This window comes from Maribacter stanieri, assembly GCF_900112245.1.
GTDB classification, from domain to species: domain Bacteria; phylum Bacteroidota; class Bacteroidia; order Flavobacteriales; family Flavobacteriaceae; genus Maribacter; species Maribacter stanieri.
This window is the reverse complement of sequence record NZ_FOYX01000001.1, coordinates 1,782,688-1,794,697: the sequence shown is the minus strand read 5'-3', so window position 1 is coordinate 1,794,697 and position 12,010 is coordinate 1,782,688. Positions and strand designations below refer to the sequence as shown.

Genomic DNA, 12,010 nt, shown 5'->3' with positions numbered 1-12,010 from the left:
CATAATCATCTTAAAAATAGCTTAATTTATAGGCGTAAACCCATACATGTATTTTTATTTAAAGGGACTCGTAAAAAACTTCGAAATCATTAAAAATCACACAAAATAATTGGGTAATTTGAATTTTAAGCACACATAAACTACATTTAAACCAACCGTAGTAATAAAAAAACCGATACACATTAAAGATGTATCGGTTATTATCTCATGATAAGTTGCAAACAAATTTTAGCATTATATGCAACTAGACTAATTTAGTTCAAGTGGATTCCCCGGCATCACCTCTGCATCTATTTTTAAGTTTAAAATTTTAGCAACTGTTGGCGCAATTTGATTGGTGTATAATTGCCCATTACTAACTTCTCCAATTGCCTTAACATCTGGACCCAATATAGCCAGCCATGTATGTTCTGCTCCTTTTACATCTGAACCATGACCTGTCCATTTAGAACCTTCCTCAATACCTTCTCCCCTTCCATGATCGGTTGTTATTATAAAATAAGTATTGTCTTTATATATAGGGTCATTTTGAACAAAACTCCATAAGTCGGCAATTAAAGCATCTGTATTTTGTAATGACTTCATGTAGAAATCAAACAAGCCACCGTGCGCAAAATCATCAGTCTCGCCATATGAAATATATACTAATTTGGGATGGTTCTTTTTTACATATTCTTTTGCAAAATGATGCGTAAAAACATCTAACCTAACACTCTCCCATACTATAGGCGCTTGACGTTGTATCTCATTTAAAAACTTTTCTTTTTCATTTAAATCACCAGAAGCATCCATATAACCAGCATTAACCGGCACTCCACTTCTCTTATCATTAATAATGAACGGAAAAACATCCCAGCTACCAAAGGCTGCCACTTTCCCCTTATAACCATTAGACATGTTCGCTGTTTCTAAGATGGTACTATTCTTATTGTAATTTTTATCATTACTGTCTATATTTTCATCATCAGCTTTACCCGTTAAAATCTCATTATATCCTGGGTAAGAAAATAGCATTTTATTGGTGAGGTCTACTTTACTTCCTTTTGTTCTATTCCCATGTAATTGACCTTCTTTGGCAATGGTATTCCAGAAAAATGGCATCAGTAATTTTCTGTTTTCTTCTAAAGAGCTTCCCATAAATTTACTGGTTAATAGCTCCTTGTTTTCAGTATAGTCGCTATTTAACAAGTTAGTATCCATGCCAGTAAATACATCTTGCCAACGTACCCCATCTAATGTAATCAAAAACACATTTGGATTCTTGTCTTGCTGCGCTTTTATTGACATAGAAGTCAATAACATGATAATAGCAGTTACTTTAAATAATCTTTCCATAAGTAATTTAATTATTAGTTTTAAATGATTGTATTGTAGACCAGTCACTCCAGTTTAAATGTTGATCTCTATAACGAACACGCCAAAAATAAGAGGTGTTTGGTTGTAATCTTCTAGTAGGTTCATCGGTTAAATCATCACCTTTTTGACGGTTTTCCAAATAATACCAATTTTCAGATTGCTTCCAGCTATCCAACACCAAATTAGTAAAATCATCAGTAGTAGAAATCTGCCAGTGCGAAGCTGCATGATAGGCATTCTCAAAAGTACTTTCAAAAGGTTCTGCCTTTAACATACCTCCTGTAAATTCTATTACTTCATTTGGTGAAACAGCTATTGGAATATTTGGTTTATGCTCATTGGCATATATAGTTATCTCATCGGTCTGTTCGTTTTCTCGAAATACATTTTCATTACCCCGACTAATTCTTATTATGGTGAATTTTGGGTTTGTTTTATCACCATCTACCTCAACCATAACAAAACCGTATTCATCTTGGGTTACACTAAATTCATCATAATCCCTACCTTCAAATTCACCCCAATTATCAATTGCTCCGCCTGCCGTTGCAACATTAACCCATAAATGTTTATGGTCTTTAGATTGCCCACGAGAATAGCCATGCGTATGTCCAAAAAAGTGAAGACTTGGTTTTCCTGTTTCTGTTGTAAACTCCTCTAACATTTTCACCACTTTACCTGAAGATTCTTCTTCACCAGGAATCCATAATTCCGATTTGTGTGGATGATGTAATTGCGCAAAAACAAAATCAATATCCTCGTTTTTCGCTGTTTCTTCAAGTAAGGATTTCAACCACGCAAATTGCTCACGGCTATCTCTATAGCCTTCATTTGAATTCAGTCCTATTATTCTGGTATTTCCATAATCTTTATACCACCAATGCTCTGCATATGCTGGTGTTCCGTTTTTAGGAAGGCTGAAATATTTGAAATAGAAGTTAGAATTACGCTCGTGATTACCCAAAACAGGATACACAGGTACTTCTGAAAATAAATTTTTCGCAGGTTTAAAAAAATCATTTTGCCATTGCTCATATTTTGCCCCGTTCTCCACCAAATCTCCAGGGACTAAAACCAATGCTAGATCATCTGGCACCTCGTTACCGTATTCCGATTTTAAAAATGGTACTATCCCCTTATTTACTATTTCATTGAACTTATCAGGGTTCTGATGATCTATTTGCATATCACTCATTGCCAATAGATTGAATGATTCATGATCACTTGCAAATGGAGGAGTTTTAAACTGATAGATATCTGATAATAACTTACCCGTTTTTACTCTATAAAAATATTCCGTAAAACGTTTTAGCCCTGTAATATTCACTTCATGAATACGAGCTTTGGTAAAATTAATATCATTAGCAACACCCGTAGCTTTTTTGCCCAATTTAGGAGAAGTTCCATATTCAACTACACTCTCTTCTCCCATAGAAGTCTCCCACATAATAGTCATTTCGGTGGGACTTGCATTTTGTAAATAGGGTTGTACCACAAAAACAACCTTATCTTGTGCATATGTTGCAGCCCCTATTAATAAGATAGCCACCCAAATAAATTTAAGTATTTTCATAACTGTTTAATTACTGACGCGATATAGCGCATTATCTAATATTTGAATTGCATCTTTTAATTCTTTGCGAGAAATAGTCAATGCCGGTGCCAATTGCAGCACATTGCCTGCAGAAACCTTAAAGCTTAATCCATTATGAAGGCATTCATACATTACCTGTTCCGCTTGATGTATTGCTTTCTCTTTAGTATCCCTATTGGTTACCAGCTCTATTCCCCATAACAATCCACGACCACGAACATCACCGATCAAGTCATATTTATCTTTTAAAATAGTCATTGCAGTACACATGGTCAATGAGTCACCCGCAATCTTATGCAAAATTTTCTCTTCCACAATAATTTCCAAGGTTGTCAATGCAGCTATTGCACCTAGTGGACTCTTCTCATGGGTGTAATGTCCCAATGATATATCCGAAAAATTATTATACCGATCTCGGGTTACAATTGCCGCTTGTGGAAAAATGCCTCCTCCTAATCCTTTTCCCAAACACAGAATATCTGGTTCTATTCCATAATGCTCGAAAGCGAACATTTTTCCTGTTCTGCCCAATGCAATAGGTATTTCGTCTAAAATGAGAACAACTCCATATTTATCACATAAGGCACGGGCTTCTTGCCAAAATTCAACCGAAGGCAATTGCACATCTGTGTTACGCACTGTTTCTGTTATAAAAGCACCGATATCACCTTCTTTGGCGAACACATATTCTAAATGCTCTAAACATTTGCTTTCGTTACCTTCAAAAATTCCACGATAGGTTACCGGTGGCGGTATTCTTTCAACACCCGGCATCATAGGTCCCATATACTCCCTAAATACAGCTTCACCACCCACACTAATTGCATCAAGTGAAGCACCATGAAACGAATCCCAAAATGATACTACCTTAAATTTACCGGTAATAGCGCGCGCTAATTTCAACGCAATACCTATTGCCGAGCTTCCATTAGGTGTCATTAAGACTCTGTTCAAATCTGAGGGAAGCAAAGAAGTCAGCTTTTCCGCAAATCGGATAGCAGGCTCATTGGTATATCTTCTTGTTGAAAATGTAAGTCCCTGTAATTGTTCCGTTAAACATTGTACTAATTTTGGATGCGAAAAACCCAATTGGTGCACATTATTTCCATGAAAATCAAGATATTTTTTACCCGATATGTTTTCAATATATGCACCATTGCAATTATCTAATACATCTAAACAAGGTGTAGACAAGGCTTGATGAAAAAAGTAACGGGCATCTTTTTCTAAAAGTTGCAACGTCTTCGCATCAGTAATACCCGCATGCCATTCTTTCCTTGCCTTCGTACCATTAATATCACCTTCTGTACGCCTATTCTGTGATTTATCTTGCTTCATAAGGTCCGAATTGTGCTGTTATTTCTCGCTTCACCGAAGTGTCGTCAAGAATAAAAATAGTGTATGATTTCCCTTCTGGATGCACACGAAGTACAATATGTCCGTTCTGACTTTTATATTGATTCAACCGATCACCAATTACATCTTTATTTGCTTGCAACATTACATTTGAAAAGATATCGCGCTGCCCCGGATACAGTTTTTCAGAGGTGATACGCCTTAAAACTTCATCACCCGGATGGTCTGATGACCAATTTTGCTGAATCCAAACTCTAGGTCTTAGCGAACGAACATAGTACGTATTTTGAGAATCACGATTACCATGATGATTCAATGTTGCCACATCAACGGCTCCTATAACAGGTGCAATATTGGCTTCTATAGAATTCATATCTGTTCCGCCAAAATCGTTCACGCCACTTATATCTCCGCCTGTAAAGTAATCGAACGCTCCGTAGCTGATTTTTATACCGGTGCTCAACGGATTTTCACCTGGGTAAATACCATTGGAAAAAAGTGCTAGCGTATCATTATCGATTCCTGTCCATATGGTACCGTTAACAGCAATGTTGCGGATCTGAAATTCTGGAAATTTATTGGGGTTATTTACTAGTGCTATTTGATTTTTTTGACCAGCGACCAATTGCTCGTGAACCATTCCTGTTTTATGCTTTTTAACCTCTAAAAACTTCCAATAATTTTTAAGGGTTGGTACCATACCGTAGATATCGCTTGTAAACCGTTCTTGGTTTTGGATAGCGTAATCCTTTAAATTAATTGGATATGAAAACCCTCTATCCAACATCTTATTAATAGGTATAGTATGACCTACTTCGGTAATACCGGTAAGCAAATAATCTCCATCAGAAGCCTTCAACCTCAAACTATCCAACTCACCAAAATGATCATCGTGGTAATGAGTAATCAATGCATAATTCAACTGTTTTTTATATCCTTTTGGAAAAAACTGCTGTATATAATCTATAAGCCAACCTGGAGCCGATTTATTAGTATTAGGCATACGTTGCGCATTTCGTGCAGATAAAGTTCTTGGGTGCTTCTCTGACGTATCGCCCGCATCAATCAACAATGTAGTACCATCTGGTAAAATTGCAAAAGCAGCATCTCCCCTACCCGTATTGATGTGGTGAATATATAACATACCTTCTTCCCAAGATGGCAGCTGCTCACCATTACTTTGGGCCGAACACAATGCTGAAATAAAGAGTATAAAAACCAAACTTAGATGTCTATAATTTTTCAAGTCTAGTTCTTTCTTAAAAGGTTCGTAGACAAAATTTGGTTAGGCATTTTATCGCTATTTACATATACATCTAACCAACCATCTCCACCGCCATTAAACCATAACATTTCTATGGTATGATTACCTTTTTCTAAATCAATACTCCCGTTTTTTGTTCTAACACCATGATCACCATCATTATCAACTACCAAAGCTCCATCTATAAATAGTTTGCTGCCGTCATCTGAGCGAATAGCAAATTCGTAGTTATCTTCTTCTTCGATTTTAAGATTACTGGTAAATTTGAATAAAGTGTTTGGCTTTATGTGCGACCGGACTTCTACTGATGAAAATTCAAAAGTATTACCCTTTGCATCTGGTTTTCTATTTCCTATAGATGGAATAAAAGACAAGTTATCTAAATGAAAAACCTCAAAATCAATAGGCTTTACAAGAGCTACCGGTTTTATTCTGAAATAAGCCTCATTTACTGGACTACTTAGTTTCCCATCAACGAAAACGGCACTCTTTACCACTGTATTTTCCTTAAGTAAAACAGAGGAAGTAAACGTTTCGGAGTTACTTTTTGGCATGGCACCATTGAGTGTGTATTTAATTTCGCCCTTATCATTAGGATTTTTTAAAATAAGCTCTGCGGAATCATTATACAATCCGCCTTCAGAAGAATACCCTTTAGCATGCATCCCTAATTCCGGTTGTTTTAACTGCACTAGGATAGGATACTTATCAATCACTTTTTCACCCTCAAAGGCTTCAATAACCGGTTTACCGATCCAAGCACGTGGTGTTTCAATTTGCAATGCATATGCTACTGTTGCCGCATTATCATATTGATATACCGGATACTTTATTTGATAGTTCTTTCTTATACCTTTACCCCATACAATAAAAGGTATCTCTATTTCATCTAATGACTCGCCGCCGTGACCTTTTCCTGTTCCACCATGGTCGGAGCTAATTATGACCATTGTGTTTTCTGCCATGTCTGACTCTGCAATTGCTTTCATAACCTCTGCCAATAATGAATCTGCCTTTTCAACAGAAGTATAGTATTCTTTTGTACCATGCCCATATTCATGACCAGCGTGATCTATATGATCAAAGTGAATAAACGTAAACAGTGGATTTTTCACTTTTATATAGCTACTGGCATTTACGGCAGTTTCTTCTTCCGTTACTGGGTGCTCATCAAAGTCCACATCACTTTTTTCAAACAGTCTGCCAAAACCACCCCAGTGATAAATAGCACCAATTTCTCCAGCACTTTTTTGTTCACGTATTAAATGAAAAATAGATGGAAATAAAAACGGTTCGCTTTGTGTAACCGCGGGTAAGACAAAATTATCCCGTTCCCAAGAATTTGAGGTAATACCATGTTGTTCTGGTCCGGCACCCATAATCATGGAAGCCCAATTAGTACTAGAACTTGTTGGCAATACAGATCTTGCATGCATAGTAGATGCCCCTTCTACCATTATTTTATCAAAAGTAGGTGTATTGGCTTGTTGTAATCCGTCAGGACTTAACCCATCAAACCCTATTACTACAACATGGGTTGGATTGCTACTTAGATCATCTAATTTATCATAATTACAAGACCATAGGGAGGTCATCCCTATGGTCAGTAAAAAAATTGGTATAAATCTCACTAAGATTTTAAGATCCACGTGCTTAATAAACATCCCACCAAAGTTTGGTATTAATATTATCTGCACCCATGTTTTGAACAGCAGCGTTATAATTTTCACTGTTTGTAGATTTTACAGAATTTGGGTATTGAAAACGAACTGGAACCCGACCATCATTAACAGCATCTGGACCAGGCGTCACCTCTGGCATACCAGTTCTTCTCCAATCTGACCAGCCTTCAAAACCGGTATAGAAAAGAGAAATCCATTTTTGAAGTGCAATTTTAGCTAAGTTATCATCGGAATCACCTGTAAAAGCTACAGCATCTTGTGCTACATATGCGTCAAGATCTGTAGCCTGCATTGCATTGGTAATATCTGACCATCCGCCTGCAGCAACTCTTTCCGTATAATACTCAAAAGAAGCTTTAATTCCATTTTCATAGTACATTGCTGCATCACCAGAAGTTATGAATCCTCTTTCTGCTGCTTCAGCTAAAATAAACTGTAGCTCAGAGTAACTCATAATAATTGTATGTGAAGCTGTAGCTGAAGCTTCTTCTGGATTACATGCTCTACATCCTAGTAAAATACCTAATCTAGAAATAAAGTTAGATCCAGACTCATCAGGGTTTCCCGTAGGACTGTATCCTAAAGCAGCCTCATCATCTAATCCGTTTGGCATACCTACATAATCATCAAAATCTTCAGAGAAAATTCCTTTTTCAGAATTTGAAGTGGGTTGTGCAAAAACATACAAACGGTTATCCCCTAACTCTTTTAAACGTTTCTCTAAAGTCTGGCTTAAACGAACCTCATCAAAACTACCACTACGGGTATCATATTTAGGTTGTGGATTATCAGAATTCCATTCCACGAAAGTCATATCATCGTTACTTTCAAAAATTGGATATAATGAAGGATTACTTGTTATTTGGGTCATACCTGCAACTGCAGTTGCATTATCAACATCACTGATACGCATTAACAAACGTAGTCTAAGGGAGTTTGCAAATTTTCTCCATTTTGCAATATCACCATCGTAGAAAATATCACCCGAAATATTATCAGCATCGGTCAACAGCGTATTCGCCATTTCCAAATCTGACAGAATACCAGCATAAATAGTACTTTGAGCATCAAAAACAGGTGTTACATTTCCGTTTTCGATACCACTAGTGGCTTCTGAATAAGGAACATCGCCATACGCATCGGTAACATAAGAGTATATCCAAGATTTCATTACCAAAGCAACCCCATAGTAATTCTGTGCATCTTCATTTTCCCTAGTATCCCTAATGATATTTTCCACATCACGTAAAGATGCATAGGCATTATCATACGGATCGCCAGAAGGTGACCAATTATAGGTATCGCCACTAGTAAACTGTAATCGTGCGCCATATTGTACTACGGTAAAACCTTCTTCCCAACCTTGACTGCCCCAATTGTATGCCATCTCTCTTTGAATGCCCGGCAACAATAGTTCTGGTTGTGCAGAAGCGGGATAATTAGGATTAATATTGATCGTTTCAAAATCCTCGGTACAGCTTACCGCCATAACTAGGGTAAATATTATTACTAATGTTTTTTTCATGATTTCTTTATTTTATTGTAGCTACTTCTATTAGAAATTAACCTGTAAGTTGAAGGTAAACGAACGCGAACTTGGGTAAGACATATTCTCAATACCTGGCTGCAACGTACCACCAGATACACCCACAGTCTCAGGATCAAAATGAGGATTTTCTGTCCACAATATTAAGTTTCTACCCGTTACAGAAATACGAGCATTGCTAATAGGCAATTGTTGAATCATTTTCTGAGGGAAAGAATACCCTAAAGAAACCTCACGCAATTTGGTGTAAGAAGCATCATATTTAGCAGCTTCCACATTATCTCTTTCGTAATATCTATTGTTGAATGTTCTAGCATCTACATTTACGGTATTGGGCGTATACACCGGACTCTCAGCCGTTCCTGTATTTACAACACCTTCTGCCACTATACCTGTTTCTCTACCCACCAAGGTTTCTTGTAATTGACCAGAAGTACTACCAATAGTTTTGGTTCTAGAAACTACAATACCACCTTGTCTGGTATCTATTAAAAATCCAAGATCTATATTCTTATACTTAAAGGTATTCTGCATACCCAAAGTAAAATCTGGAGCATAATCCCCTTGATACACCAAATCATCCGTACGCTCAGGTATACCTTGGTTGTTAATGATCATTTGACCGAAATACTCGCTATTTTCATCTTCTACTCTTTGAAAACCCCTACCGTAAATTGCACTGATAGAACCACCCTCACGAGCTTGAATAAATGCTCCGTTTGACTCGGTCAAGGTAAATTGAATGTCATCACCTAAATCGGTCACCTCACTTTTATTGGTAGCAAAGTTGAAGGTTGAGCTCCATTTAAAATTATCTGTCAATACAGGCACAAAATTGGCAATCGCTTCAAAACCATAATTACGAACCTCACCTGCATTGATCAATTGACTACTGTAGCCACTGGCTATATCTGTACTGATATTGATGATTTGGTTTTTGGTTGCGCTATCATAATAGGTAAGATCCAAATTCACCCTACTTTGAAAGAAACGAAGATCTAATCCAAATTCATAAGAACCCGTAATCTCCGGTTTTAAATCGGCATTGGGTATTAAAGAAGATTCCGTTAAGATTGGCGTAGAACCATCAAAAGGAGTTTCATTTTGATAAAAGCTACGAAGTCTGTACGCATCTGTATCATTACCGACCTCTGCATAGGCCGCCCTTACTTTAGCAAATGAAACCCATTCTGGCATATTGAAAATATCACTTGCGATGGCACTTAATGTAACCGAAGGATAGAAATAAGAATTATTCCCCTCTGGCAAGGTGCTAGACCAGTCATTTCTACCGGTAACATCCATAAACAAAACATTGTCATATGAAAAACGTGCATAACCGTACAAACTGTTGATTCGTTTTTCGCTATTGTTAGAACTTACTTGTACAGCCTGTCTACTATTATTAAAAGAATAAACCCCTGGATTAATTAATTGTGGTGCTACACTTTTGGTAAAATCTTGCTTTTGACGAAGTTGATTTCCGCCAGCAGATACATTAAGTTTAAACTTTTCTCCTAAGTTTTTGTCATAGCTCAATAAGACATCAGAGTTACTTTCCTCAAAGAAAATATTATCTTCTTGATAAGTTCCAAAAGGAAAACGTTGCGTACTAAAAGCTCTTTTACGAACTCTAAAGTCTCTATAGAAATCACGACCGCTACGCAATAACAACTTCCAGTTTTCATTAATATCATAGGTAAGACTTACATTACCGAAAATACGGTCCTTGTCTTGTGCATTAGTATTCTCATACATTGTAAAATAAGGGTTATCGTGGTAATTGTAGTTGTAATTGAATTGTTGTGTACCCTCTAAACCTGGCTGCCAGTAATCTCTAAGATTATTCGTGTTTAACTGTCGTCCGTACCATATAAAAAGATACATTATACTTTCGGTACCATAACCTACAGCAGGTCTGTTATCACTATCTGTTTTTACATAGTTAATATTGGCATTCACTTTTACTTTATCAGACACATTCATAGTACCGGAAAAGCTTAACGTGTTTCTTTTTAAATCTGTATTTGGCAATGTACCCTCTTGATCTAGGTTCTGAAAGGATAACCTCATATTACCCATTTCTCCACTTTTAGAAATAGCGATACTGTTGGTCTTAGTAATACCTGTCTCAAAGAAATCTTTTGTATTATCAGGTTGAGAAACCCAAGGGGTAGGAATAATATCCGCATCACTTACAAAAGTGTCACCACCACGAGTACCGTCTGTTCTAGGAGAATCAAATTGTGGAATCATCAATCCTGTATCCAATCTTGGCCCCCAGCTTTCATCAACACCATCTGCAATACCAGAGCCACTACCATCTACGAAAGCAAATTGTTGATTATTCCCTTGACCATATTCATTTTGCCAGTCTGGCAACATCAAAACATTTTCAATAGTAACACCCGTATTAAATGAGATACCTAGTTTACTACTTTGAGATTTTCCTTTTTTTGTAGTAATAATAATAGCACCGTTGGCAGCTCTAGAACCGTAAAGTGCCGCTGCAGCAGGACCTTTTAGAACGTTGATAGACTCTATATCTTGCGGATTGATTTCTGAAGCACCATTACCGTAATCTACACTTTGTGTACCAGAACCACTAGAACCTACAATTTCATTACTGATGGGAGTACCGTCTACAATAAACAATGGTGAGTTACCATTGATGTTCAATGAAGCATCACCACGAATAGATACTCTAGCCGAGCCACCTAAACCTGTTGGACTGTTGGTAATTTGTAGACCAGCAACTTTACCTGACATACTGTTTAACAGGTTTGGTTCTCTTGCTTGCACCACTTCGTCATTGTTCAGTTCTTGAGAGGCATAACCTAAAGATTTCTTTTCTCTTTCAATACCTAAAGCCGTAACAACAACCTCATCTAATTGTTGAGAGTCTGGCTCCAATGAAATAATTGTAGCGCTTTTTCCTGTTACATCAACTTCTTTTTTAATGTAACCTATATAGGATACCAGTAAAATATCGTTTGAACCGGTTAGTTCAATACTAAAGTTACCATCAAAATCCGTGGCAACCCCATTTGAAGTTCCTTTAACCACCACAGTAGCACCGGGTAATGGAACTTGGTTTTCATCTAACACAGTTCCCGTTAGCATAGATTGGGAATGTGCTACAAAACTTGCTAAAACAGCAACCATTGTAATTAATAATGTTCTTTTCATTTTATTCGTATTTGTAAACTTTG

Annotated in this window: 7 protein-coding genes; all 7 read right to left on the bottom strand. The window is 37.0% G+C overall.

The genetic code is table 11. The features are described 5' to 3' along the window. Positions 1-249: 249 nt before the first annotated feature. Genes BM296_RS07715 through BM296_RS07685 form a run of 7 tightly spaced genes read right to left on the bottom strand, consistent with a single transcriptional unit; the run spans position 250 to position 11,987 of the window. The gene (locus BM296_RS07715; protein WP_091902976.1) at positions 250-1,335 is read right to left on the bottom strand and encodes an alkaline phosphatase family protein; all 1,086 of its coding nucleotides are present in this window, start codon (positions 1,333-1,335) and stop codon (positions 250-252) included. Between the two features lie 7 nt (positions 1,336-1,342). Next, entirely contained in the window at positions 1,343-2,929 is a 1,587-nt protein-coding gene (locus BM296_RS07710) for a purple acid phosphatase family protein (protein ID WP_091902528.1), read from the bottom strand. 6 nt (positions 2,930-2,935) lie between these two features. Continuing rightward, positions 2,936-4,288, bottom strand: coding sequence for a (R)-1-hydroxy-2-aminoethylphosphonate ammonia-lyase (pbfA, locus tag BM296_RS07705; RefSeq protein WP_091902527.1), 1,353 nt, complete (start codon positions 4,286-4,288; stop codon positions 2,936-2,938). Further along, positions 4,275-5,552, bottom strand: a complete 1,278-nt coding sequence (locus tag BM296_RS07700) for a ComEC/Rec2 family competence protein (protein WP_245786980.1) — start codon at positions 5,550-5,552, stop codon at positions 4,275-4,277. The genes pbfA and BM296_RS07700 overlap by 14 nt, the downstream gene beginning before the upstream one ends. Positions 5,553-5,554: 2 nt before the next feature. Then, positions 5,555-7,234: an alkaline phosphatase family protein gene (locus BM296_RS07695; protein ID WP_091902526.1), complete on the bottom strand. Its 1,680-nt coding sequence runs from the start codon at positions 7,232-7,234 to the stop codon at positions 5,555-5,557. Beyond that, entirely contained in the window at positions 7,224-8,777 is a 1,554-nt protein-coding gene (locus BM296_RS07690; protein ID WP_091902525.1) for a SusD/RagB family nutrient-binding outer membrane lipoprotein, read from the bottom strand. The genes BM296_RS07695 and BM296_RS07690 overlap by 11 nt, the downstream gene beginning before the upstream one ends. A gap of 30 nt (positions 8,778-8,807) precedes the next feature. Beyond that, the gene (locus tag BM296_RS07685; protein ID WP_091902524.1) at positions 8,808-11,987 is read right to left on the bottom strand and encodes a SusC/RagA family TonB-linked outer membrane protein; all 3,180 of its coding nucleotides are present in this window, start codon (positions 11,985-11,987) and stop codon (positions 8,808-8,810) included. Between the last annotated feature and the right edge of the window lie 23 nt (positions 11,988-12,010).

What these genes read in the sequence shown, in the direction of transcription:
- BM296_RS07690 (WP_091902525.1), bottom strand. Translation starts at nt 8,777, where the DNA reads ATGAAAAAAACATTAGTAATAATATTTACCCTAGTTATGGCGGTAAGC.
- BM296_RS07695 (WP_091902526.1), bottom strand. Translation starts at nt 7,234, where the DNA reads ATGTTTATTAAGCACGTGGATCTTAAAATCTTAGTGAGATTTATACCA.
- BM296_RS07715 (WP_091902976.1), bottom strand. Translation starts at nt 1,335, where the DNA reads ATGGAAAGATTATTTAAAGTAACTGCTATTATCATGTTATTGACTTCT.
- BM296_RS07710 (WP_091902528.1), bottom strand. Translation starts at nt 2,929, where the DNA reads ATGAAAATACTTAAATTTATTTGGGTGGCTATCTTATTAATAGGGGCT.
- pbfA (WP_091902527.1), bottom strand. Translation starts at nt 4,288, where the DNA reads ATGAAGCAAGATAAATCACAGAATAGGCGTACAGAAGGTGATATTAAT.
- BM296_RS07685 (WP_091902524.1), bottom strand. Translation starts at nt 11,987, where the DNA reads ATGAAAAGAACATTATTAATTACAATGGTTGCTGTTTTAGCAAGTTTT.